Source organism: Streptomyces sp. NPDC093085 (genome assembly GCF_040683935.1).
GTDB lineage: Bacteria > Actinomycetota > Actinomycetes > Streptomycetales > Streptomycetaceae > Streptomyces.
This window is the reverse complement of the sequence record NZ_JBFBFB010000001.1, coordinates 1097409-1121443: the sequence shown is the minus strand read 5'-3', so window position 1 is coordinate 1121443 and position 24035 is coordinate 1097409. Positions and strand designations below refer to the sequence as shown.

The window sequence follows — 24035 nt, the reverse complement described above, 5'->3', positions numbered from 1 at the left end:
AAACGTTTCATATCCCGGCTATGCATCGTAGAGGCGCGGTGTGTGCACGACAAGACCCCGGGATCCGGCGTCGCCGGGTGCGTCAGAAGGCGGAGACGACGCCGGGGGCGGCCTCGGGGCGGAGGGCGGGGTGGTCGCCGGCGGGCCCCGGGGTCAGGCGTACGCGGACGGTTCCGGCCCCGACACGGACGAAGGTCACCCGTACCCCGTTCGCGGTGATGTCCGTCCCCGCGCCGACGGTGCCCCGGCAGCCGCCGCCGTCCCCGTGCATCCGGATGTTCCCGGGCCCGGAGGCGCCGCACTGACGGGCCCCCGGCAGCTCCCAGCTCACCTCGGCGCCGTCCAGCGCGGTGATCGCGAGGCGTCCGGCGGCGGCGCCCCGGCCGAAGGCGAGGGTCTCCCCCGGGGTCAGCTCCGCCTCGCAGTCGGCGTCCGCGCAGCCGGTACGGTCCGGCGCCGGGTGCGGTACGCCGGGCGGGGGGACGGTGTACGTCACCGTGGCGGGCGGCGGGAAGGGCGGCACCGTACCGCTCGCGCAGCCGGCCGGGAGCAGCAGCGCCGCCCCGGCGAGCACCGCGCGGGCCCTTCGCCCTAGTCGTCCCGTGGTGCTCGTACCGGGGCCGTCTGTCGCGCGCATCCCACTCCCTCGCTCCGCCGGAGTCCCGGTCCCCCCGGGAGCCCCGGCGTCTGCGCCGCCGGGACGCGGAAAGGCTGCGCCCCGCCGGAGCCGGTCAAACGGGGTGTGCCCCGGGCGCCCGCGCGCGCCCCGGCGCGAGCGCCGCGCTGGTGGTCCGGGCGCCGTGCTGGTGGTCCGGGCGCCGTGCGGGTGGTCCGGGCGCCGCTAGCCGACCGCGCCCGCCTCCGAGGGACCGCCCCGTTCCGAGAGCTCCGGCCGCTCCCGCGGGGCCGGCAGGCCCGGCGGCCCGACCGGCTCCGTGGGCGCGGGCACGAGGGCGGCCTCGACCGTGGCGTACACCGGCAGGGCCTGCTCCAGGCCGATCACGTCGAACAGGCGCCGCACGAAGGCGGAGGGCCGGGCCAGGCGCAGCCTCGGCCCCAGGGAACCCCGGGCGCGCAGCAGCACGTTCACCGTGGTGGAGTCCGCGAAGGTGACCCCGGAGAGATCCACGACGACCGGGCCGGCGCCGGTGGCGGCCGCCTCGGTCACCGCGGCGGCCAGCGGAGCGATGGTCTCCAGGTCGAGATCGCCGCCGACGGTGAGCACCACGGCGTCGCCGGTCCGTCTCGTGACCACTCCCGGGCCCTGACCTGCGCTGTGTTGAGGGTGCACCGAATTCCTTAGCGGGAGGTGTGAGCGGGGCGGGACGGGACAGGACAGGACGGGACCACGATAGAAGCGATAGTTGCCATTTGACAACATTCGCCGGTGCGCAACAATCTGTTCACTGCTTCCGCACAAGGTGCTCTGCGCGGAGAGTAACGTGTCGATGTCAGGAAGTGGGCCCCTATGTTGCTAAGCGCTGTCCGCGACGTCGTCCCGCGCGGCGTCCGCGGCCCCGTTGGCCCCGGCGCGCCCGTCGCCGCCCAGGCTCCGGCTCGCCGCGGCGCGGAAGGCCCGCAGCCCCTCGGCGAGCATCAGCACCTCCGAGGGCTCCATCCGCTCCAGCACCAGGGCCACCTCGCGGGTGCGGAAGGCGCGGTACTCGTCCAGCACGGTGCGGCCGCGCCGGGTCAGCCGCAGCTCGATCTCGCGCCGGCTCGTGCGGCTCTGGGAGCGGGTCACCAGCCCCATCGCCTCCATCCGGTCGCAGAGCCGGCTCACGGAGGAGGCGCGCGACCCGAGGACCTCGCCGAGGGTGCGCAGATTGGCGCCTTCCTGCTGCTCGATGACGAGAAGGGCCCGTAGCTGGGAAGGCGAGACCGGACCCGACGGCGCGGCCTCCTGGCCGCGTCCCCACAGCACTTCGAGCAGTTCCGAGGCGGCACAGGCGGCCTCGGCGACCTGCTCGCGTCGGTGCGGCTGACCGGTGAAACGGGACATCGGTCCACCCTTTCATCCGGCACGGCCATCTGTCAGCCCGGACCGACCACGGACCGAACCGGCCCCTTGAGGAAAGCTGAACGACAGTGACTCTACTCGCGGATGTGGAAAGAGCGGTCCGCGCGGCGGCGCCGCACGACCTGGTGGGCACGTTGCGCGACGCGCTCGGCGCGGCGTACGGCGCCACCCGGGTCAGGCTCTATCTCGCGGACTACGCGCTCACGGTGCTGCGCGCGGTGGACGACCCCACGGCCCCGCCCGCCGAGGACCTGTCGCTGCACAACACCCCGGAGGGCCGGGCGTTCGGCAGCCAGGAGCCGCGCGAGCAGGAGGTCCGGCACCGGGACGCGGTCGACCACCATCTGCCGGTCACCGTCCGCGGTGAACGGCTCGGCATCCTCACCGTCCGGCTGCCGGACGACCTCTCCCCCCAGCGGGCCCTGGGGACGCTGGACGATCTGACCCAGGTCGCCGATCTCCTGGGCCACGAGATCCTGGTGGCCGAGCGGGACACGGACCTCTACCAGCGGGCCCGCCGGGCGAACCGGCTGACCCTCGCCGCCGAGATGCAGTGGGAGCTGCTGCCGGCCCGCGCCTGCACGGCCCGGGAGTACGCGATCGGCGCCCAGCTCGAACCCGCCTACGCGATCCACGGGGACAACTTCGACTGGGCCTCGGACGCCACCGAGCTGACCCTCGCGGTGACCAACGGGATGGGCGAGGGCATCCAGGCCTCGCTCCTCACCAACCTCGCCGTCAACGCGCTGCGCAACGCGCGCCGGGCCGGCATCGGCATCGCCGACCAGGCCGCCCTGGCCGACCAGGCGCTGTACGAGCAGCACCGTGGCGCCGCGTACGTCTCCACGCTGCTGCTCCGGTTCGAGCTGGCCACCGGGCGGGTCGAGGCGGTGGACGCGGGCTCGCCCGAGCTGTGGCGGCAGCGCGGGAAGACGGTGGAGCGGATCGATCTGGACGCGCAGCTCCCGCTGGGCATGTTCGAGGAGTCCGACTACGTGGCCCAGTCGTTCCGGGTGGAGCCGGGCGACCGGCTGCTCTTCGTGAGCGACGGGGTGTACGCGGCGGTCTCGCCGCAGGGCGAGGCGTACGGGGAGCGGGCGCTGGCGCGGGCGATCGCCGCGACGAGCCTGCTGCCCGCCGCGATGGTGCCCCGTGCGGTCCTGCGGGAGCTGACGGCCTACCGGGAGTCCGAGTCGACGGACGACGCGCTGGTGCTCTGCCTGGACTGGTTCGGCCGCGAGGACGCGCCGGGGCCGCGCCGGCGACCGGGAGCGGAGGGACCCGTTCCGGAGGGGAGGCCCTGAGGTCGCTCGGGGCGTACGGGACAGTCCGGGGCCGGGGAGACCCGGGAGCCGGGGAGACCCGGGAGCCGGGGGGCGCGTACCGGCGTACCGGTGGGTGGGTTCAGGCCGGGAGGCCGCGGGCTGTCAGGTTGATGACGGCCTGGACCCGCTTGCCGACCGGGACGCGTTCGGCGATCAGCCGGTCCGTGAGCGCGTGGACGATCTCCAGGCCGTGGCCGCCGAGCCGGGCCGGGTCGCGCGGGTAGCGGCGCGGGAGGGTCGTACTGCTGTCGTACACCGTCACGATCACCTGCTGGTCCGTGCCCTCCAGCTCCAGCACGTACGGTCCGTGGCTGTGCCGTTCGGCGTTGGTGACCAGTTCGCTGACGACGAGCAGCAGATCGCCGGTGGTGCGGTCGCCGAGGGCGGCGAACCACTCGGCCTCCAGCTGCTGGAGAAACCGCTCGGCCAGCAGCCGGGCCTCGGCGATGCAGCCGGGCTCGCCGCTGAACTCGCCGGCCCGCCGCAGCGGCTGTACGGAGTCGGTCATGGCACCGAGGGCCGTTCCCACAATGGTCTGTTCGTTCATAAGCTCCTGCCCGCGCACCGGTGAGGGCGATCGGGGGACCCCCTTCTCGGATCCCCTTATGCCCTTATACGCCGCCGGTATGCACGCCGGTTGCGTGAAGGGTGTCACTCGGTGTCCGGAAAGGGACAAAGGATCATCCGTGTCCGGGCAGCCGCCCGGGCATCCGCCCCGGCAGCCGGACCACGGTGACGAAGAACTCGTCGATCTGCCGGACGGCCGCGATGAACTGATCGAGGTCGACCGGTTTGGTGACATAGGCGTTCGCGTGGAGTTTGTAGCTGCGCAGGATGTCCTCCTCCGCCGACGAGGTGGTGAGCACGACGACGGGGATGAGGGCGAGCTCGGGGTCCGTCTTGATCTGCTGGAGGACCTGGCGGCCGTCGTACTTCGGCAGATTCAGGTCGAGCAGGATCAGATCGGGGCGGGGGGCGCCGGAGTGGGCGCCGCGCCGGTAGAGGAAGTCCAGGGCCTCCTCGCCGTCCCGTACGACATGCAGCGTGTTGCGGATCTTGTTGTCCTCGAACGCTTCGCGGGTCATCAGCTCGTCGCCCGCGTCGTCCTCGACGAGCAGGACCTCGATGGGCTCGGCACGCTGGTGCTGGGGGTTCACAGGGGCGCTCCAGGGGAGGTGTGCGAGGGGTCCGGCGTCTGCCGGGGGTGCCGGGGGTACGGGTCCGCCGCGCCGTCCGGTGCGCCGTCCGGTGCGGCCGGCGGCGAGTCCGGCGCGGTGCTCCGGTGCGGTGCGGGCCTCCCGGCGCCCTCGCGCGGCTGGGCCGGCAGGGTGAAGTGGATGCGGGTGCCGCCTTCGGGCAGGGGTTCCAGCCAGATCCGGCCGCCGTGGAACTCCACGATCTTGCGGCAGAGCGCGAGGCCGATGCCGGTGCCCTCGTACTCGTTCCTGGCGTGCAGCCGCTGGAAGATGACGAAGACCTTCTCGGCGAACTCGGGGGCGACACCGATGCCGTTGTCGGTGACGGTGATGTGCCACTCCTCGCCCTCCGCGCCCTCGGGGGCGCAGCCGACCACGATCCGGCACGGCCCGTCGGGGCGGCGGAACTTCACCGCGTTGCCGACCAGGTTCTGGAGCAGCATCGCGAAGGCGGTCGGGTCACCGGTCACCGGGGGCAGCGGGGCCTCCCGTACGACCGTCACCTCGGACTCCTCGATGGCGAGGGCCAGGTTCCCGAGGGCGCGGTCGAGAGTCTGGTCGAGGTCGACGGTCTGCCAGGCGTCGTGGACCCGGCCCACCCGGGAGAAGGTGAGCAGGTCGTTGATGAGGACCTGCATCCGCTTGGCGCCGTCCACGGCGAAGTCGATGTACTGCTTGCCCCGGTCGTCGAGCTGGTCGCCGTACCGCTTCTCCAGGAGCTGGCAGAACGAGGCGACCTTGCGCAGTGGCTCCTGGAGGTCGTGGGAGGCGACATACGCGAACTGCTCCAGCTCCGAGTTGGAGCGGCGCAGCTCCTCGGTCTGCTCCGCGAGCAGCTCCTCGCGGTGCCGGGTGGCGTCGAGTTCGTCGGCGAGGCGGCGGCGCATGTCCTCCACGGCGGCGCCGACGGCCCGTACGTCGGAGGGGCCCCGGATCTCGATGCGCCGGTCGAACGCCCCGGCGCGCACGCCGTCGGTCGCGGCCTGGAGGACGCTGAGGGGGCGGCCGACCATCCGGTGCAGGACGAGGGAGAAGCCGACGACCGCCGCCACGAAGATCGCGAGGATGACCAGGAAGACGGTGTCGCGCAGTTCGCGGGCGTCGTTGAGCTCTGCGCGCGCGTCGTCCCTGGCGTCGGCGAGATGGCCCTGCTGGAGCTCGCAGAGGCGGCGCAGTTCGTCGAAGGCGCTCTTGCTCCCGGTGAGCAGCTCGCCGGAGGCGGCGACGGCGCCGCGGGCTCGTACGGAGGCGATCAGCGGCTCGGCCTCCTCGCGCCGCCACTTCACGGCGGCCTCGGAGAGCCGGGTGAGGTCGGCGGCGGCATCCGGGTCGGAGCCGACGATCTCGCGCATCCGCGCGGTGAACCGCCGTTCGTCGGTGCGTCCCTGGTCGTAGGGGGCGAGGAAGGACTCGTCGGCGGTGAGCGCGAAGCCGCGTACGCCGGTCTCCTGGTCGAGCAGGGCCCGCTGGAGCTGGAAGGCGGTGGAGCGGGCGGGCTGTATCCGGTCGACGAGTTCGTTGGTGCGGTCGTTGGTACGCATCTGGAGGACCGTGGCGAGAACGGCACAGCCGCAGACGACCAGGACCAGGGCGCCGAGGATGAGCCGGATCCACCCCTGAACGGTGAGCCCCCCGCGCGCGGCCCGCAGCACCCCGGCAAGACGCGCACGCCGCCGCGGGGAGCGAGCCCCGGCACCGGAACCGGACCCGCCACCGGCCCACGCGCCGCCCGGAGTCGGGGGGGTGCCCGTGGACTCGGGGACACCGATGGGGTCGGAGGTGCCCGTAGGGTCGGGGGCACCCGCCGGGCCGGAAGCGCCCGTCGACTCGGAAGCGCCCGTCGGGCCGGGGACGCCCGTCGGGTCGGGGGTGATCGGGGGGGTGTGGTGGGTGGTCATCGGGGGGTGGACCAGCCCAGGTGGAGGACGGCGACGTCGTCGGCGAGGCCGCCGTAGGGGGCGGCGCCCTCGGTGGCGCCGTCGACCAGCGCGTCCACGAAGGCCCGCGCCGGGAGGCCGCCGTGGCCGCGCGCGAGGCGGAGCAGTCCCTCCTCGCCGAGCCGGGCGGCCGGTCCGGTACGGCCCTCGAAGAGGCCGTCGGTGAAGACGACGGCATGGCCGCCGGGCGGCAGCGGGACCGTCGCCCCGGTCCAGCGGCCGGCGCCCGGCAGCAGCCCGAGGGCCATCCCGACCGGGGGTTCCTCCCAGCGGACGGCGGCGCCGTCGCGTACCAGCAGTCCGGGGTGGCCGGCCCGTACGACGCCGAACTCGCGGCCCCCCGGCGGAAAGACCAGGGAGGTGACCGTGGCGAAGACATGCTGGTCGGAGCGTTCCGCGACCAGGATCTCCTCCAGCAGCCGCACCCGCTCCAGCGGCGGTGTCCCGCAGAGCACGGCGGCGCGCCAGGCGACCCGGAGGCAGACCCCGAGGGCGGCCTCCGCGGCGCCGTGGCCCGAGACGTCGCCTATGACGGCGTGCACGGTGCCGTCCCCGGTCTGGACGACGTCGTAGAAGTCACCGCTGAGCAGACCGTGGGCCCGGCCCGGTTCGTACCGGGCCAGGGCCTGGAAGTCGTCGCCGCGCAGCAGCGGTACGGGCAGCAGGCCGCGTTCGAGCCGGGCGTTCTCCTGGGCCATCAGTTCGTTGGCCCGCAGCGCGGCGGTGGCCTGTTCGACCTGCTTGCGCTGGAGGGCGTAGCGGACGGCACGGCTCAGCGCCTCCGGATCGATACGCCCCTTGACCAGGTAGTCCTGGGCGCCGGTGGCCACCGCGGAGAGCCCGGTCCCGCCCTCGGCCATGCCGGTGAGGACGACGATGGCGGCGTCCGGGGCGGTGCGCAGGATGCGGGTGACGGCGTCGACGCCGTGGACGTCGGGGAGGTGGAGGTCGAGCAGGACGCACACCGGCCCGCCGGGGACGCCGGGCGCGGCGCGCTCCGCGAGAAACCGCTGGCCCTCGGTGAGCGTCTGACACCACGTGAGGGGCGCGTCCAGGTCGCTGTCGGCGAGCATCTCCTCGACGAGCAGCGCGTCCCCCGCGTCGTCCTCGACCAGCAGCATGACCGCGTCGACGGCCCAGTGGGAGTCGTCCACGGTGTGCCGGTCCCGCACCGGACGCGTCGGGAGGCCCACGGGCAACTCGACCACACTCCACCCCCTCACCCGGCGGCGCCGGTCCCCCGGTTCCGTCCCGGCAGGAAGCATATGCGACATCCGTGGTGCCGTTCCGCGCGTGGCCCGGAAACGCTCCCCCGGCGGGGTCGGCGGCAAACCGGCGGGCCGGTTGGCGCATACCGGATTGACGGGGAGGGGAAACATGCGATGCTCTCCGCCGGGCAGGAGGCAGAACAGCACAGCAAGCGAGCCGCGTACGGGGGGTGCGGGGATGAACAAGCTCGACGACGGGGCGGACGGCGTGGTTCCGGGGGCGCGGTTCCGGCTGGACGCGCTCCCGGCGGGTACGGCCGAGGCCCGCGCGCTGGTGCGCTCCTTCCTCGCCCGGCACGCCCCCGGGGTGCCCGAGCAGACGACGGTCGATGTGCTGCTGGTCGTGTCGGAGCTGGTCACCAACGCCGTACGGCACGCGGGCGGGGTGACGGGGTTCCGGGTATCGGCGGGGGCCGGGGTGGTGGAGATCGCGGTACGGGACGCGAGCCCCGCGCTGCCCGCGCCCGTACCGGAGCGGCGGCGCGAGGAGTGGCTGCCGGGCGGCTACGGCTGGCCTCTGGTGCACCGGCTCTCCGAGGTGACGGTGACGCTGCTGGGCGACGGCGGCAAACTGATCCAGGCTCTGGTACGGCACTGAGCGGAGCCCCCGAGCAACTTGAGCCCCCGAGCCTCCGGGCCTCCGGGCCCTCCGAGCTTCCGAATGACCGGGCAGGTACCCGTATGACCGCGACACAGGGCGAGCCGCTGCCGGGTGAGCCGCTGACCGTGCTCGTCACCCGGCCCGCCGAGGACACCGTGGAGGTCCGGCTCGACGGCGTGATGGACTACGAGACGTCGTACGAGGTGATCGACACCTTACGGCGGACGCTCCGCGTCCATCGCGGCGTGACCCGGCTGGAGGTGCACTGCGGCGGGCTCACGCTCTGCGACTCGATGGGGCTCTCGGCGCTGCTGATGATCCGTCGGCTCGCCGCGTCGGACGGGGTCGGGGTGGCGCTGACGGAGCGCCCGCCGGCGCTGGAGCGGCTGCTGCGGGTGACCGGGACGGCGGAGCAGTGGGACGGGCGCCGTCCCACACTGTGAACCAGTGAGCCAGCCCACGTTGACCTGGGGCGATATTCCTCGGGAGGGTTGGGTGCATGAGCCATCGATATACCTCTCCGCCGCTGTCCGCCCTCATATCTGACGGGGACATGCCGTGCAAGGTGTACTGACCGGCTTCGCCGTCATCGCGGTGGTCATCGGTGTCGGCTATCTGATAGGGGTGCGCAGATACCTCGGCGACAACGGCCGTGAGGTGCTGACGAAGCTGGCCTTCCATGTGGCCACGCCCGCCCTGCTCTTCACCACCCTCGCGCGCGCCGATCTCTCGGTCGTCCTCTCCAGCCGGCTCCTGATCACCGCGGTCAGTACGGCGGCGGCGGCCGGGGCCTTCGTCGCGCTGGCCCTGGTCCGCCGCTGGGACATCGGGCGCACCACGATCGGCGCGCTCTGCTCCAGCTATGTGAACGCGGGCAATCTCGGTATCCCGATCGCCGTCTATGTGCTGGGGGACGCCTCGCTCGTGGCGCCCGTGCTCCTCTTCCAGCAGCTCGTGATGACCCCGATCGCGCTGACCGTCCTCGATCTCTCCCGCCCCGGCGAGCGGCTGCCGCTCTGGCGGCAGGTGACCACGCCGCTGCGGAATCCGGTCGGCGCCAGTTCGCTCTGCGGGGTCCTGGTGGCGGCCGTCGGGATACGGATCCCGGGGCCGGTGCTCGATCCGCTGGTGCTGATCGGCAACATGTCGGTCCCCGCCGTGCTGCTCGCCTTCGGGATCTCGCTGCGGGGCAGCGTGCTGCCGGGGCGCGGCCCGGACCGGCTGGCCGTGCTCTTCTCCGCCGGGGTGAAGTCGGTGGGGATGCCGGCGGCCGCGTGGGCGCTGGGGGCCGGGGTGTTCGGGCTGCACGGCGCCGCGCTGCTCGACGTGGTGGTGACGTCGGCGCTCCCCGCCGCGCAGAACCTCTTCACGTACGCCTCCCGCTACCAGGTCGCCGAGCGGCTGGCCCGGGAGTCGATCCTGCTCTCCACGGTGCTGTCGGTGCCGGTGCTGGTGACGATCGCGGCGTTGTTGGGGTGAGCCCCGGCCCGGCCGCGTCCCGGGCCGAGCCGAGCGCCGTCCGCGCCCCGGGGCGAGCCGAGCCCCGTCCTCGCGCCGTGCCCCGGGCCCTACGCCGGGCCGAGCGTCGTGGTGAGCGCCGCGCGGGCGATGGTGTCGGCCTGGCGGAACATCGCGGCGTTGCCGCGCGCCCGCGCGCCGATCGCCGTGTTCCACTCCACGCCCTCGACCGGGATGCCGAAGGCGAAGAGGTGCGGGTGGGGCCGGCCCGCCGCGTCGCGTACCCGCAGGTCGGCGGGGTCGATGTCGAGCGCGCCGGTGGCCGTCGCTTCGTCCCCGAGGCCGGCCAGATGCGGGCGGGCCAGCCCTGCCGTGACGAGCCCGGTGAGCAGCGGGTCGGCGGTACGGGCCAGATCCTGGCCGGGGAGCCAGGCGTCGAGCAGGGTACGGGCGGTGGCGGGCGGGGAGCCGGTGGTCGGGGAGTACGCGGTGAAGCGGCCCGTCTCCGCGTCGACCGCGACGGCGGGGCGTGCGCCGAGGAACTCGACGACGCCCGCCTCGCTCAGCGCGATCAGTTCGGCGATCCGGCGCGCGGGCGGGCCGCTGGCGACATGGGCGCCGTACGACCGGAACCAGACCAGTTCGCGGTGGGAGGCCCCGGTGAGCACCCCGGCCGCGACAACCCGCCGTACCTGCCCCTTCACCGCGGCGACGGCCGCCGCCGCGGCCTTGAGCGGGGAGCGTCCGGGGTCCCGGGCCGCCGCCAGGTCGGCGCGCATCCACCCCCTCGCCCAGGCCCCGAAGGCCGCGCGGCCGGGGAAGCTCCGGCCGGCGAGCGGGGTGTCGAGGGCGAGCGCGTCGAAGCGGTCGGCCTCCTCCCGTACCGCGTCCGCGACCATGTCCGCCTCGGCATCGGAGCCGGGGCGGGTCGCCGCGTACCGTCGGAGGAACGTCTCCGCGTCCGTACGGACCGCCGAGGGCCGCACGGCGAGCAGGCTCCGGTACCAGGCCGTGCCCGCCTCGCGGGCGATCAGCGGCCACACCTCGGCGAGGAAGCCGACCGTGCCCGGCGGGCGGGCGGTGAGCCGGGCGACCGCCGCGCCGTCGAAGACGCTCAGGGGGTGTCCCGGGGGCATCCGGCCCGGGGTCTCGGCGCGGGCGAGGTACGGCAGGCCCCGGCCCGACCCCGCGATCAGGTGCGGCTCCCGGCCGGAGGGGCGGTAGCGGAGGGCGCCGCCGGGGCCCGTCGTCCCGTACGCTCCGCCGCGTCCGAGGGTGACCAGGGTGAGCTGGTCGAAGAAGTTGAGCGCGAGCCCGCGTACGAGCACCGGCTCGCCCGGCTCCAGCAGGTCGAGCGGGGCCTCGTGGGGATGGCCCGGCGGCAGATACCGCAGCCCGTGCTCCGCCGCGGCGGCGGTCAGTTCCCGTACCTCGTCCGAGGGGCGCTGGTCGGTGTGGCCGGTGGCGAGGACGGCGGCGTCGACCGGCAGGCTCGTCCCGTCGTCGAGCCGGAGCAGCAGCCGCCCGCCGGGGGCCTCGTCCAGCGCGACGGCGCGGCGGGCGTGCGGGACGATCCCGACCCCGTCCGGGGCACCTCGGACGATCCGCTCGTGGGCCCAGGCGAGATAGCGGCCCATCAGCGCGCGGGGCGGGAACTCCCAGGGTTCGACGCCCGGTTCGTGGGTGCTCGCCCACTCCGCCAGGGAGGGCCCGGTGGTCGCGGGTCCGGCCATCCGTACGGTGTCGTCGGGGAAGGCGGTGGCGTGCCCGGTGAGCGTGTTCATGAGGAGCTGCCCGGACTGGCCCGGGTGCCAGATCCGTCCGGCGCCCGGCGGATGCTCGTCCACGACATGCACCTCGGCCGGGGTCCCCGCCCAGGGGCCGCCGGGGCCGAGGTTGGCGGTGAGGCGCTCCAGTACGGCGGTGCCGCGCGGCCCGGCCCCGATGACGGCGATACGCGGCGGCCGGGAGCGCTCGCCTCGCCGGCTCACGCCGGGGTGACCCGCGCCTCCGTGACCCGCGTCCTGGTCGCTCGCGCCGGGGTGACCCGCGCCTCGTGCACCCCCGTCCTGGTCGCTCACGCCTCGGGCACCCCCGCCTCGGGCACCCACGCCCCGGTCGCTCACGCCTCGGTGTCCCAGATCTCCGTCAGGACGCGGTGCATGTTGCCGCCGAGCACCTTGGTGATGTCCTCGGCGGTGTAGCCGCGCTCGGCCAGCAGACGGGTGATGACGGGCAGGTCGGCGGGGGTGCCCATGCCCTCGGGGTGGATCCGGTCGAGGTCGAGGTCCTCGCCGACGATGGGGATCTCCGGGTAGAGCCTGCGCACCCGGGCCATGCCCTCGCGGGAGTACTTGCGCTCGTCGCCGACGTCCGTGCCGACGATGACATGGTCGATGCCGATCAGCTCGACCAGATAGTCGATGTTGTCGGCGAAGACCTCGGGCCCCGGGCGGCGGGTCAGTCCGTCGGGGGTGAGGAAGCCGGACTTGGCGGCGAGGCCGAAGACCCCGCCGCGCGCGGCGAGTTCACGGGCGACGAGGTCGCTCTTGTTGCGGGGGCTGTCGACGAAGCGGGTGAGGCCCGCGTGGGTGACGAGGACGGGCTTCCCGGAGAGCTCGATGGTCTCCAGGGTGGAGCGCTCGCCGGTGTGCGACAGGTCGAGGGCGACGCCGAGCCGGTTGGACTCCCGGACCAGGGCGCGGCCGAAGCGGCTCAGCCCGCCGTTGGCGGTCTCGCCGCTGCCGTCGCCCGCGTAGTTGCGGTTCTGGTACGTCAGGCCCATGAAGCGAAGGCCGAGCTGGTGGAGGGTCTCCAGCCGCCACAGGTCCTCCCCCACCGGCTTGCTGTCCTCGAAGCCGGCGAACCACGCCACGCTGCCCTCGGCCTGGGCGCGGGCGACATCGTCGAGACCGTACGCCTGGAAGACCCGGCCGCCGGTCTCCGCGAGCCGGTGCCGCCACCCGACGATGGCCGCCGCCGCGGCGTCGTACCCCTGGGAGATGGAGACCGCGTGGTTGATCGCCGTGACCCCGGAGGCGGCGAGCTTGCCGAGGTAGGTCTCGTCGGCCCAGGGCAGCGGGGTGCAGTCGAGCGCGTTGAAGACGACGCTCTCGCGGTGGAGCGCGGTGGGGTCGACGGGGTGCGCCTGGGTGGCGGGCACGGTGGTCACGGTGGATCTCCTTGCGGCGGGTGGGAGGTGGCGGGGAGGGCGGGAAGCGAGGGGGGCGGCCGTATGTACGCGGGTTCCGTGGGGCGTTCAGCCGGAGCGGAGGGTGCGGCGCAGCCCGATGCCGCGCTCGACGAGGACGACCACGACGACGGAGAGCAGGACGAGGAGGACGGAGAGGGAGGCGACGGACGGGTCGCTGCGGTACTCGACGTACTGGAGTACGGCGACCGGCAGCGGGACGGTGTTCTGCCCGGAGACGAAGAGCGAGATGACCGTCTCGTCGAAGGAGAGCAGGAACGCGATGACCGCGCCGGAGAAGACCCCGGACCTGATGGCCGGCAGGGTGATCCGCCAGAAGGTGACGAGCCCGTTGGCGCCGAGGGTCCGGGCCGCCTCTTCGGCACGCGGGTCGGCGGAGACCAGGGCGGCTGCGACGGTCCGTACGACGTAGGGGATGGTCACCCCGAGGTGGGCCAGGATCAGCCCCGGGTAGGTGTCGGTGAGCGGGATCGGCGCGAGGATCAGCAGCAGCGCGAGGCCGAGCACGATGTGCGGTACGAGCAGCGGCGAGAGGAAGACCGCCTCGACGGCGGCCCGCCCCCGGAAGCGGAGCCGGGTGAGCGCGAGCGCCGCCGGTACGCCGGTGGCGACGGCGAGCAGCGCGGTCACCGCGGCGGTGACGGCGCTGACCTGGAAGCCCTCGCGGAAGGCGTCGTTGGTGAAGACCTGCCGGTAGGCGCCGAGGCCGAAGCCCTCGGGCGGGAAGCGCAGATAGGTGGAGGTGTCGAAGGACTCCACGAGCACGATGAGGATGGGCGCGAGGAGGAAGAGGTAGAGGAGGGTCAGCAGGACGGCCCAGAGGGCGCGGGAGAGCGGGCGCGGGTTCACGGGCGCTCCTCCTTCGGCCCGGTGAAGCGGGCTTCGAGGGCCCGTTGGGCCGCCAGGTAGACCGCGATGACCACGCCGAACAGGGCGAGCAGCACCATCGACAGGACGGCGGCGACCGGCCAGTCGAGGCTGGTGATGGCCTCGTCGTAGATCTCGGTGGCCAGCACGAAGACCCGGCCGCCGCCGATCAGCCGGGGCGTGACATAGCCGCTGAGGCTGAGGACGAAGACGAGCAGCGCGGCGGTGAGCACCCCGGGCAGGGTGAGCGGCAGCACGACGCGCCGGAAGACGGTGCGGCGCGGGGCGCCCAGGGAGGCGGCGGCGTGCTCCAGGGCCGGGTCGAGCCGGCCGAATCCGCTGATCATCGCGAGGATGGCGAACGGCATGTAGATCTCCGTCGAGGCGATGACCACGCCGGTGAGGTTGTTGGCGAGGTGGAGCGGGGTGTCGATCGCGCCAATGGCGGTGAGCGTCTTGTTGACGACGCCCTGGGTGCCGAGGATCGCCATCCAGCCGAAGGTGCGGGCCACGGAGGAGATCAGCAGCGGCGCGATGGCGAGCGCGATGAGCAGGCTGCGGAGCCTGCTGGTGGTACGGGAGAGGAAGAGCGCCACCGGATAGGAGACGAGGAGGGTGAACAGGGTGACGAGGAGCCCGAGTTCGACGGTCTGTCCGATGACGTTCCAGTAGTGCGGGCTGGTCAGCACCTCGCCGAAGGTGGCGAGGGAGAAGGTCTGCCGGATCAGCCCGCCGTCCATCGACTCGTTGAACGACATGCGCACCACCCAGACCAGGGGCAGCGCGTACGTCAGCAGCAGCGCCAGCAGGCCGGGCAGGAGCAGGGCGAGGGCGAGCCGCGCGGGGGTGGCGCGGGGCGGGGGCGCGGCCGGGGTGGCGGGGGCGCCGGGGGTGCCGGGGTCGGGCGTGGAGGCCGTCGCAGGGGTCGTCGTGGAGGCCGCCTTGGAGGCCGTCGCGGAAGCCGCCGTCGAAGCCGTCGCGGAGGCCGTCGCGGCATCCATCGGGGAGTCCGCCGGGGAGTCCGCCGTCATGAGGGACGCCCGGTGCCGTCGGAGCCGTCGCCGCTGCTGGCGGTGTCGGTGGCGCCCGTGGTGCCGGCGGTGTCGGTGGCGCCCGTGGTGCCGGCGGTGTCGGTGGCGCCCGTGGTGCCGGCGGTGTCGGTGGCGCCCGTGGTGCCGGCGGTGTCGGCGACCAGGCGGGGTGCCGCCGGGTCCCAGGTCAGCTCCACGTCCGCGCCGGGGCCGAACGGTTCCTGCGTACCGGTGGGCCGTTCGACGTCGAGTACGGGCCCGTCCGCGCCGCCGACCCGCACCCGGTACGCGACGCTCTCGCCCGCGTACCCGGCGGAGAGCACCGTGCCGCGCACCCCGCCGCCGCTGCCCGGGGCGGCCGGGGCGAGAGCGATCCGGTGCGGGCGGAGCAGCACGGTGGCCGGGCGGCCCGCCGCCACCGCGTCGCCCGCCGCCGGCACCGTGCCGAGGCCGGGCACATCGACGGCCGTACGCTCGCCGTCGCGGCCCCTGGCCGTACCGTCGAGCAGGTTGGCGCGGCCGACGAAGCGGGCGACGAAGGCGCGCTCGGGCCGCTCGTAGACGGACTCGGGGGTGCCCACCTGTTCGATCCTGCCCTGGTTCATGACGGCCACCCGGTCGGCCATGGAGAGGGCTTCCTGCTGGTCATGGGTGACGAAGACGGTGGTGACCGCGGTCTCGCGCTGGATCCGGCAGATCTCGTCGCGCATGGCGGAGCGGAGTCGCGCGTCCAGGTTGGAGAGGGGCTCGTCGAGCAGGAGCACGGACGGTTCGACGACCAGCGCGCGGGCGAGCGCGACGCGCTGCTGCTGGCCGCCGGAGAGCTGGGCGATCCGGCGCCCGGCGAGATGTCCGAGGCGTACGAGGTCGAGCGCGTCGGACACCCGGCGCTTCAGCTCGGCCTTGGGGACCTTGCGCATCTCCAGGCCGAAGGCGACGTTGCGGGCGACGTCCAGGTGCGGGAAGAGCGCGTACGACTGGAAGACGACGCCCATGTCGCGGCGGTGCACGGGGGCGTCGGTGATGTCGTCTCCCGCGACCAGGACCCGTCCGGCGGTGGGCCGGACCAGACCGGCGACCATGCGCAGAGTGGTGGACTTGCCGCAGCCGGAGGGGCCGAGGACGGCGAGCATCGTGCCGCGTTCCACGGCGAGGTCGAGGGAGCGCACGGCGGCGCCGTCCCTGCCGGGGTAGATCTTGGCGAGCCCGTCGAGCACGAGGTGCCCGTCGGCCGCCTCCGGCGCGTCAGCCACCGATGACCTCCTGCTTGATGCGGTCGACCCAGCCGGTGTAGCGGGTGGTGAGCCAGCGCCAGTCGACGGGGATCTGGTGCTTCTGCTGCTCGGCGGAGGCGGTGGTGCGCTCCTTGGTCCCGGCGGCGAGCTCGACGTCCTTGTTGACGGGCGCGTAGAACGCCTCGTCGTCGAAGGCCTTCTGGGCCTCGGCGCCGATGGCGTAGTCGATGAACTTCTGCGCGGCGGCGGTGTGCCGGGAGTTGTTGACCAGGTTGATGGTGTTGATCTGGGTGACCGTGCCCTCCTTGGGCAGCACCGGCTGGACGACCCCCTGGGAGGCGTCCTTGTAGTACTGGCCCCGGGCGTTCCACCCCACGGCGATGTCCGCGTCACCGGACTGGATGGCGGTGTAGACGTCCGGCGACGGCTGCCAGGTCTGGACGGCGGGCGAGAGCTGCTTCAGCTTGGCGATCGCCGGGTCGATGTCCTTCTTGTAGTCGCCGCCGAGGATCTTCTCCAGGGCGATGATCAGGGCGACGCCCCGGGTGTCGGCGATCGGCATCGCCAGCTTGCCCTTGTACTGGGCGTCCCAGAGGTCGTTCCAGCTCGTCGGCGCCTTCTTGACCTTCTTGGAGTTGTAGAGGATGGAGAGGCTGTCGAAGGTGACGCCGGGGCCGTAGCCGTCCGGGCTCTTGGCGGTGTCGACGAGGCGCGCGAGGTTGGGGACCTTCGACTCGTCGAGCGGGGCGAAGAGCTTCTCCTTGTTGGCCGTCGGCGCCACGGAGCTGTCCATGAGGGAGACGTCCGCGACCGGGCGCGCGCTGCTCGCGCGGAGCTTGGCCAGCACCTCGGCGGAGTTCTGGATGGGCAGGTACTTGACGGTGATACCGGGGTTGGCCTTCTCGAAGGGCTTGATCACCGTCTTGGTGAAGGAGTCCTGGAAGGTGCCGTAGAACCCCATGAAGGTGATGGTCTGCTTGCCCCCGGCGTCCCCGCCGCCGGCCGAACCGGACGGGGAGGCCGCGTTGGAGGTGCAGGCCGTCGCCAGCAGGGCGGTGGCGGTGAGCGCGGCGGCGCCGGCGAGGGTGGTACGGAGGGTACGGCGCGAGCCGGGGAAGCGGAGGGAACGGGCTTCCCCGGAGGTACGGGCGGTACGGGCGGTACGGGAGGAAGCGGGGGTGCGGCGGGAGGGCATGGCGGTCTCCGGTCGGACGGATCGGGAGATACGGGGACTAGGGGCTGCCGGGGGCGGCGGGGCGGGGCGGGCACGGGCGCCACGGACGCGACGGGGATGCCGGGGCGGGACGGGGCGGCGGCCAGGGGGCGACGTCGGGCCGGGGCCACGGGGCGGGAGGGCTACGCGCCGCCCGTCCGTGGCGCCGGGACCGACGTCCCGCTACAGGACTCCCGGGCGGCGGTGCCCGGGACTCCGGTGTGCTGGGGCGGGGGGCCCGGGTGGTGGGCGTCGCCGAGGACGAGCATCAGGCGGTTCGCCCAGCCGAACAGGGCGACGGCGTGGACCAGGTCGACCAGTTCGGCGTCGCCGAGCCCGGCGGCGCGCAGCGCGGCGAGATGGCCGGCGCCGGCCTGGGGTGGCGTACGGGTCTGGGCCTCGGCGAAGCGGGCGACGGCGGCGGCGCGCGGGTCGGCGATCGGGGTGTCCGTACGGTACGGGGCGTCCGTACCGTACGTACGGCCTGGGGCATCCGTGCCGTCCATACCGTACGTACCGTCCGGACCCGCGAAGGCGGCGGCACCCTCCCGCAGGACGCGCAGGGCGCGCGCCTCGTCGCGGGCGAGCTGGGCGTACTTGCGGCCGTGCACGGAGGCGCAGTAGACGCAGCCGTTGACCCGGGAGACCACCAGCGTGGCCAGTTCGCGCTCGGCGCGGGGCAGTCCGCCGCGCCCGTACATGATCGCGTTGTAGACGTGCGTACGGTGGTCGAGGGCGGCCGGGTGGTGGAGCAGGGTGCGGTAGTAGGGCGAGCCCGTGGAGAGCGTGGCGTGCGCGTCGATGACGGCGCGCTGCTCCGGTGTGAGGGCATCCGCGTCGACGGCGGGGATCCGGGGCCGCCAGGTGAGCTGGTCGAGCGTGAAGGGCGCTTCGGGGGTGGCCTCATCGGCGCCGGCGGCGGCGTCAAGAGCCTCAGGCCCCTCGGGCGCACCGGGCACAGCGGGGGCCCCGGGCGCACCGGGTGCCTCGGCGGCGGTGCCGCCGGTCAGCAGGGCGAGTCCGGCGTCGACCCGGGCCTCGTACGAGACGAAGGCGCAGATCTGGGCGAGGGCGACCACCGCCGGGGCGTCGAGGCCCTGGGCGGTCAGGGCCGTCAGCGCGTCGGCTCCGGCGCGGCCCGGGGCGAGGGTGACCCGGTCGGTGAACGCGCGTACGGCGGCGGTCAGCGACTCCGGATCGCGGCCTTCCCCGGCGTCCCTCCCGGCGTCCTTCCCGGTGGGCGCGGGGGCCTGGGCCGGGGCGAGGTCACGGTAGGCGGCGGCGAGCGCGGGCCGGCCGGCGAGTTCGGCGGCGCGGGCGGCGGCGTCGATCCGTACCCCGGCCGGAAGGGACTCGGGGTACGGCGAGAGGAGCAGCACCCGGCGGGCGGCGGCCGTGTGCTCGCCGATCGCGGGGCGGGTCGTGGCCCCGGCCCCGGTGGGCCGCTCGGTCTCCTGGCTCATGGTCCGTCCTCCTCACCGGTGGTCCGTGTCCGCCGTCCGGCGTCCCGTACCGGTGGGCCGCGCGTGTCCGTCACTGCGTCCGCCTGCTGAGACGTCTCAGGGAGACCACCTCTTGACGGGCTGGAAAGGAAAGTTAGCCCCGGTCAGGGGCGCCGCGCAAAGGTCGGTCCGGCCGGGAGCAGCGCCGCCCGGGCCGGCCTGCGGGCAGGCCGGGCGCGTCACGGACGGCGGCCTGATGCATCAGGCCGCGAAGTCGCCGTGGCAGACTGCCCGGAGAGGTGGGTTTTCGGCCCACCTGATGCATCAGGCCATCGGGGCGAGCCCTGGGGAGATCCGCTTCGGGTGGACCAGGACCGGGCCGCCTCGGTGAAACTTCTCGTATCGCGAGACGACAGTCCAGAAGGTGAGACGGCGATGGCGGTCGCGGCCTACCGGAGCGTGGCGGAGGATCTCCGGCGCCGGATCGACGCGGGCGAGTTCGCCCCGGGCGATCCGCTCCCCTCCCGCGCCGCCCTCGCCCGCCACTACGGCGTGGGGTCGAATGTCGCGGCGGCCGCGGTGCGGGTGCTGAGCGCCGACGGCCTCGTCAAGGGGCGCGCGGGGCGCGGCGTCTTCGTACGGGAACGGGCCGCCTCCGGGACGATGGCCCGCTCGTGGACCCAGGAACGCCTCCAGGGCAGGCTCGCGGTCACGGCGGTCGGACGCGGTACGGGCGGATACGGTACGGGCGCGGCGCGCCCCGGTGAGGGCCCACCGCCCGGCACCGGACCGTCCGGACCGACCGGGCCGACCGGGCCGACCGGGCCGACCGGGCCGACCGGGCCGACCGGGCCGACCGGCAGACCCGGCGCGGGACCGCCCGCCGACGACGGCCGTACGGTGCGCGGCACCCCCCGCTCCACCACCGGGGAGGCCCCCGAGGAGATCGCCCGGCGCCTCGGGATCCCCGCCGCCGAGCCGGTGATCCGGAGCGAGTACCTGCTCACCCGGGACGGCAGCCCGGCCATGCTCTGTGTGAGCTGGGAACCGCTCGGCATCACGGGAGGCACCCCCGTCTCCCTGCCCGGGGCCGGCCCCCTGGCGGGCAGCAGCGTGGTGGCGCGGATGTCGTACATCGGCCTCCGGATCACCCGTTCCACCGAGACCGTCACCGCGCGGACCGCCACCCGCGAGGAGGCGGACGCCCTCGATCTGGCACCCGGCGCACCCGTCGCCGCCATCGAGCGCACGTACTTCGCCGGAGAACGCCCCCTGGAGACCGCGGATCTGGTCGTCCCCGGCGAACGCTTCCGCCTCGCGTACGAGATCCCCGCCGAGCCCCCGGAAAGCTGAAGCCGGGGGACGGGACCAAGCGCCGGGCGTCGGGGGCCGAAGGCCGAGCACCTGGCGCCGGGTGCCGGAAGTCGAGGGCGGAGCCTCGGGGGCCCGGAGGTCCGAGCGCCGGGAGCCCCGAAAGTTCGGCGGCGTATGCCGGGCGGGCGGGGCGGGGGTGGGGACGTACGATCGGGGGCGGCCGTTTCCGGCCGCCGGTGGCCGATGCCGGACCCGGAACGCAGCGAGCCCCGGCCATCCCACCCCCAGCGAGAAGAGCGAGACCGGCGTGAACGACCTGTCGCCCGCGACGTCCCGGGGCACGGACCCGGGTGTGGACCCGGGCCCCCGTCCCCTCCTCCCGTTTCTCGAAGCGGTTCCGGACAGCGAGGGGCACCGGCAGCTCCTCGCCGTGCGCCGGTTCGGCACCCCCTTTCTGCTGACCGCCTCGCTCTCCCACGGCGTGGGCTCCAGCCTGCTCGCCCTGGACCGGGGGCGGCTCGGCAAGGGGCGGGTCGTGGAGTTCCGGCGGATCGGTGGGCGGGTGGTGCTGGTCCAGCGGAACAAGCACCACCGCGCGACCGGTGACCCCGCCGCCGTCCGCGCGGGCGAGGAGTCCTTCGCCACGTCGGTGGTGTGGAGCGCCCCGGCCCTGCGCGAGCAGGACGGGGCCGTGGTGGTGGACGCGACCGGGCTGGTCCTCCGGGATCTGCACGGCGTGGCCGCGCACATCGCGGGGGCCGGGCAGGGGGCGTACGCGGTCGATCCGGACGCCTCCTTCCCGCTGCCGGGCGAGGCGGGGCGGAGTGCGCGCGGGGTGCGGCTCCCAGCGCTGCTCACCTTCCGCGCGAGCGGCACCGCGAGCGGCGCCGCGCCCGGTCCCGCGGTGCGGGCCGTGGTGCCGGTGCCGGAGGCGCTGAGCGTGGTCCAGCATCTCCATCTCGTCCCGCTGCCGGACCCGCCGCTCCCGGTACGCCGCTACCACCCGGGCTCCGGCGGGTACGGCATCGGCCACGACGACCACGACGCCGACCAGGTGGCGGGGCGGCGGGTGCGGATCCAGCCGCGCTTCCGGCTGGAGCCGGTCGATCCGGCCGCGCCCTCGGGGCCCGTCCGCGATCCGATCGTCTTCCTGGTCGACCCGGCGATCCCCGAGCCGGTGCGCGGCGCCGTGGTAGAGGGCGGCAACTGGTGGCGGGAGGCGTTCGAGCGGGCCGGCTTCACCGACGCCTTCCGGGTCGAGGTGGCGCCGGAGGGGACCGACGACAACGACCTCGCCGTCAACTCCGTACGGTGGGTGCACCGGGACGGCCGGGGCTGGTCGCACGGGCAGGGGCTGACCGACCCGCGCACCGGCGAGATCCTCTGCGGCCGGGTCCGGCTCGGCTCGCAGCGCGTCGAGCAGATCACGGCGCTCGCCGAGGCGCTGCACGCGCCGTACGGGCAGCCGGACGAGGCGGAGCGCCGCGCCGCCGTCGAGCATCTGGTGCTCGCCCGGATGCGGCAGCTCGCGGCGCACGAGATCGGCCACGCGCTGGGCTTCATGCACAACTTCGCCAGTACGCACCACCCGCGCCCCTCGGTGATGGACTATCCGCACCCCCGGGTCACCGTCGCCCCCGACGGGCGGCCGGACTCCTCGCGGGCGTACCCGGAAGGGCTCGGCCCGTGGGACCACTTCCTGGTGGCGCACGCGTACGGCCGCTTCCCCGGGGCGGCCGCCGACGAGGAGCGGGCGCTCGCGGAGCTGCGGGACACGGCGGCCGGGCAAGGGCTCGGCTACCTCACCGACGAGGACGCGATGGCGCCCGGGGCGGCGCACGCGGACGCGGTGCAGTGGGTCTCCCCCGTCGCCGACCCGTTCGACGCGCTCGACGAGGCGCTGGCGGTACGGCGGAGCGCGCTGGCCGGGTTCTCCCGCGCGGTGCTGCCGCCGGGGCGGCAGACCGGCGAGCTGGAGGCGCGCGCCGTACTGCTCCAGCTCTACCACCGCACGCAACTCGCCGCCGTGGCACGGCTGGTGGGCGGGGTGCGGTACGGGTACGGGGTGGCGGGCGAGCCGGGCGGTGGCACCGTACCCGTACCCGGAGAGACGCAACGGCGCGCGCTGGCCCGTCTGGTGGAGCTGCTGCGCCCCGAACACCTGGCGCCCCCGGCCGAGTTGATCGCCGCGCTCACTCCGCCGGCGATCCGCTACGAGCGGGACGCGGAGTACTTCGCCACCGGCGCGGGGCGGGTCTTCGACCCGTTCTCCGCGGTCGCCGCGACGGCGGCCCTCGTCACCCGGGAGCTGCTGGACCCGGCCCGGCTCAACCGGCTCGGCTGGCTCCACGCGGCGGACCCGGCCGTACCGGGGCCCGGGGAGGTGGTGGACGCTCTGCTCGACGCGGTGTGGCGGGGCGAACCGCCCACCGGGACCGGGGCGTTGAGCGATGCGGCGGTGCGGGAGACGGCCGGGTGGGTGGTGCTGCGCGCGGCGGCCGAAGCGGTACGGGGCGGCTCGCTCCACGGCGTGGTACGCGCGGAGGTCACCGCCCGGCTGCGCGCCCTCGCCGGGGAGCCGGGGAGCGCGGCGGGCGAGGCCGGGGAGGGCCGGCGGGAGGCGGCGGAGGCGCTCCGCGCGTTCCTGGCGGGCGACGGGTCCGTACGGTTCGGACCGGAGCCGTACATCCCGCCCGGCGCGCCCATCTGACCTTATTTCAGGGGCAGTTGGACCTCTCTCCAGACCCTGTCGGGGCTGCTGTGGACCTTCCGCGGAATCCGCTGAAGATCGTTGGCGGTGCGCTGAACAACCGGCGCACCCCGGCCGTAATACACAGCATGCCGCTGGGGCCGACGTCGTCGGGCCCGCCGAGGAGGTCTGCGAGAGATGTTCCGCCACCGCGTCGCCACCGCCGTACTGGCCGGCGCCGTCCCCCTGCTGTTCGCGGTCTCGACGGGCCTCCCCACGGCGCCCGCGTACGCGCACGGCGCGCCGACCGACCCGCTGAGCCGTACCGCCGCGTGCGGCCCCGAGGGCGGCGCGGCGGCACAGACGGCGGCCTGCCAGGCGGCCCTCGCGGCCAACAACGGCCAGAACTTCGACGCCTGGGACAACCTGCGTATCGCCGATGTCAACGGCAGGGACCAACAGGTCGTGCCGGACGGGCAGTTGTGCAGCGGCGGCCTCCCCGCCTACCAGGGCCTCGATCTCGCGCGCGCCGACTGGCCGGCCACCCGGCTGACCCCCGGCGCCGACCTGACCGTCACCTATCGGACGACGATCCCGCACACGGGAACGTTCACCATCTACCTCACCCGGGAGGGATACGACCCGACGACCCCGCTGCGCTGGGCCGATCTGGCCGCGCAGCCCTTCATCACGGTCACGGACCCGCCGGTCGAGGACGGAGCGTACCGCCTGTCGGGGACGCTCCCTTCGAACCGTACCGGCCGGCACGTGCTGTACACGGTGTGGCGGAACACCAGCACCCCGGACACCTACTACTCGTGCTCCGACGTCGTCTTCCCCGAGGGTTCCACGGGGAGCGGCGACGCGGCCGGAGTCATCGGGCAGAGCGGTTCCGGAGAGTCCACCGCCCCGGCCCCACCGGCGCCCCCCACCGCCGCCCCGGAGCAGGACCCGGTCCCCGGGACCACCGCCACCCCGTCCACGCCCGCGACCGCCGACGCCTCCCCCACGCCGGACGCGGCCGCTCTCCCCACGCCCCCCACACCCCCCGCCGACCAACCCGTACCGGTGGCCGCCGCGCCCCAGGCCGTCCCCGTCTCCGCCACGTCACCGGCGGAGTACCTGCCGCTGGCGGCGGGCGGGCTCATGGCCGCCCTCGGTATCGGAATCTTCGTGATGCTCAGGCGGCGCACCCGCTGATCGCCGCGCGCCGTCCCCGTAAGCACCG

At 74.5% G+C, this 24035-nt stretch carries 21 protein-coding genes; 7 read left to right on the top strand and 14 right to left on the bottom strand.

Annotation, left to right across the window (positions count from 1 at the left end):
* Positions 1-82 precede the first annotated feature (82 nt).
* The 3 genes from AB0O07_RS04585 to AB0O07_RS04575 form a co-directional block, all read right to left on the bottom strand.
* On the bottom strand, positions 83-637 hold the full coding sequence (locus tag AB0O07_RS04585; RefSeq protein ID WP_365626689.1) for a hypothetical protein: 555 nt from the start codon (positions 635-637) through the stop codon (positions 83-85).
* Between the two features lie 204 nt (positions 638-841).
* Positions 842-1255, bottom strand: a complete 414-nt coding sequence (locus AB0O07_RS04580; protein ID WP_365626686.1) for an STAS domain-containing protein — start codon at positions 1253-1255, stop codon at positions 842-844.
* A 219-nt stretch (positions 1256-1474) separates the two neighbouring features.
* On the bottom strand, positions 1475-2002 hold the full coding sequence (locus AB0O07_RS04575; RefSeq protein ID WP_365626683.1) for a MarR family transcriptional regulator: 528 nt from the start codon (positions 2000-2002) through the stop codon (positions 1475-1477).
* A gap of 104 nt (positions 2003-2106) precedes the next feature.
* On the opposite strand from AB0O07_RS04575, the gene AB0O07_RS04570 reads away from it, so the two are divergent.
* On the top strand, positions 2107-3324 hold the full coding sequence (locus AB0O07_RS04570; protein WP_365626680.1) for a PP2C family protein-serine/threonine phosphatase: 1218 nt from the start codon (positions 2107-2109) through the stop codon (positions 3322-3324).
* A 100-nt stretch (positions 3325-3424) separates the two neighbouring features.
* Here the strand turns inward: AB0O07_RS04570 and AB0O07_RS04565 are convergent, their stop codons facing one another.
* The 4 genes from AB0O07_RS04565 to AB0O07_RS04550 form a co-directional block, all read right to left on the bottom strand.
* A complete protein-coding gene (locus tag AB0O07_RS04565) occupies positions 3425-3892 on the bottom strand; it encodes an ATP-binding protein (RefSeq protein WP_365626677.1) in 468 nt (155 codons plus the stop codon).
* A gap of 133 nt (positions 3893-4025) precedes the next feature.
* Positions 4026-4502 (bottom strand): response regulator, encoded by a 477-nt coding sequence (locus AB0O07_RS04560; RefSeq protein ID WP_365626674.1) that lies wholly within the window; start codon positions 4500-4502, stop codon positions 4026-4028.
* The gene (locus AB0O07_RS04555; RefSeq protein ID WP_365626671.1) at positions 4499-6439 is read right to left on the bottom strand and encodes a CHASE3 domain-containing protein; all 1941 of its coding nucleotides are present in this window, start codon (positions 6437-6439) and stop codon (positions 4499-4501) included. The genes AB0O07_RS04560 and AB0O07_RS04555 overlap by 4 nt, the downstream gene beginning before the upstream one ends.
* Positions 6436-7599, bottom strand: a complete 1164-nt coding sequence (locus tag AB0O07_RS04550) for a fused response regulator/phosphatase (RefSeq protein WP_365627997.1) — start codon at positions 7597-7599, stop codon at positions 6436-6438. Before AB0O07_RS04550 ends, AB0O07_RS04555 begins: the two co-directional genes overlap by 4 nt.
* A gap of 325 nt (positions 7600-7924) precedes the next feature.
* Here AB0O07_RS04550 and AB0O07_RS04545 point away from each other — a divergent pair, with 325 nt between their 5' ends.
* The 3 genes from AB0O07_RS04545 (at position 7925) to AB0O07_RS04535 (ending at position 9826) form a co-directional block, all read left to right on the top strand.
* Entirely contained in the window at positions 7925-8344 is a 420-nt protein-coding gene (locus AB0O07_RS04545) for an ATP-binding protein (RefSeq protein WP_365626668.1), read from the top strand.
* Positions 8345-8427: 83 nt separating this feature from the next.
* Positions 8428-8790, top strand: a complete 363-nt coding sequence (locus AB0O07_RS04540) for an STAS domain-containing protein (RefSeq protein WP_365626666.1) — start codon at positions 8428-8430, stop codon at positions 8788-8790.
* A 115-nt stretch (positions 8791-8905) separates the two neighbouring features.
* On the top strand, positions 8906-9826 hold the full coding sequence (locus AB0O07_RS04535; RefSeq protein ID WP_365626663.1) for an AEC family transporter: 921 nt from the start codon (positions 8906-8908) through the stop codon (positions 9824-9826).
* An 89-nt stretch (positions 9827-9915) separates the two neighbouring features.
* Here AB0O07_RS04535 and AB0O07_RS04530 read toward each other — a convergent pair whose 3' ends face one another.
* From AB0O07_RS04530 to AB0O07_RS04500, 7 genes are all read right to left on the bottom strand, one after another.
* The gene (locus tag AB0O07_RS04530; RefSeq protein WP_365626660.1) at positions 9916-11796 is read right to left on the bottom strand and encodes an FAD/NAD(P)-binding protein; all 1881 of its coding nucleotides are present in this window, start codon (positions 11794-11796) and stop codon (positions 9916-9918) included.
* 131 nt (positions 11797-11927) lie between these two features.
* Positions 11928-12977 (bottom strand): membrane dipeptidase, encoded by a 1050-nt coding sequence (locus tag AB0O07_RS04525; RefSeq protein ID WP_365626657.1) that lies wholly within the window; start codon positions 12975-12977, stop codon positions 11928-11930.
* A gap of 87 nt (positions 12978-13064) precedes the next feature.
* Complete coding sequence (locus AB0O07_RS04520) at positions 13065-13865, bottom strand: ABC transporter permease (RefSeq protein WP_365626655.1); 801 nt, start codon at positions 13863-13865, stop codon at positions 13065-13067.
* On the bottom strand, positions 13862-14884 hold the full coding sequence (locus AB0O07_RS04515; RefSeq protein WP_365626652.1) for an ABC transporter permease: 1023 nt from the start codon (positions 14882-14884) through the stop codon (positions 13862-13864). Before AB0O07_RS04515 ends, AB0O07_RS04520 begins: the two co-directional genes overlap by 4 nt.
* A 26-nt stretch (positions 14885-14910) precedes the next feature.
* Positions 14911-16167, bottom strand: a complete 1257-nt coding sequence (locus AB0O07_RS04510) for an ABC transporter ATP-binding protein (RefSeq protein WP_365626649.1) — start codon at positions 16165-16167, stop codon at positions 14911-14913.
* Positions 16160-17344, bottom strand: coding sequence for an ABC transporter substrate-binding protein (locus AB0O07_RS04505; protein ID WP_365626646.1), 1185 nt, complete (start codon positions 17342-17344; stop codon positions 16160-16162). The genes AB0O07_RS04510 and AB0O07_RS04505 overlap by 8 nt, the downstream gene beginning before the upstream one ends.
* Before the next feature lie 161 nt (positions 17345-17505).
* Positions 17506-18825: a peroxidase-related enzyme gene (locus AB0O07_RS04500; protein WP_365626643.1), complete on the bottom strand. Its 1320-nt coding sequence runs from the start codon at positions 18823-18825 to the stop codon at positions 17506-17508.
* A gap of 414 nt (positions 18826-19239) precedes the next feature.
* Here AB0O07_RS04500 and AB0O07_RS04495 point away from each other — a divergent pair, with 414 nt between their 5' ends.
* The 3 genes from AB0O07_RS04495 to AB0O07_RS04485 all read left to right on the top strand — a co-directional run bounded on the left by AB0O07_RS04495 (position 19240) and on the right by AB0O07_RS04485 (position 24007).
* Complete coding sequence (locus AB0O07_RS04495) at positions 19240-20157, top strand: GntR family transcriptional regulator (protein WP_365626640.1); 918 nt, start codon at positions 19240-19242, stop codon at positions 20155-20157.
* A 268-nt stretch (positions 20158-20425) separates the two neighbouring features.
* Positions 20426-22828: a zinc-dependent metalloprotease gene (locus AB0O07_RS04490; protein ID WP_365626637.1), complete on the top strand. Its 2403-nt coding sequence runs from the start codon at positions 20426-20428 to the stop codon at positions 22826-22828.
* A 177-nt stretch (positions 22829-23005) separates the two neighbouring features.
* The gene (locus tag AB0O07_RS04485) at positions 23006-24007 is read left to right on the top strand and encodes a lytic polysaccharide monooxygenase (protein ID WP_365626634.1); all 1002 of its coding nucleotides are present in this window, start codon (positions 23006-23008) and stop codon (positions 24005-24007) included.
* Positions 24008-24035 lie beyond the last annotated feature (28 nt).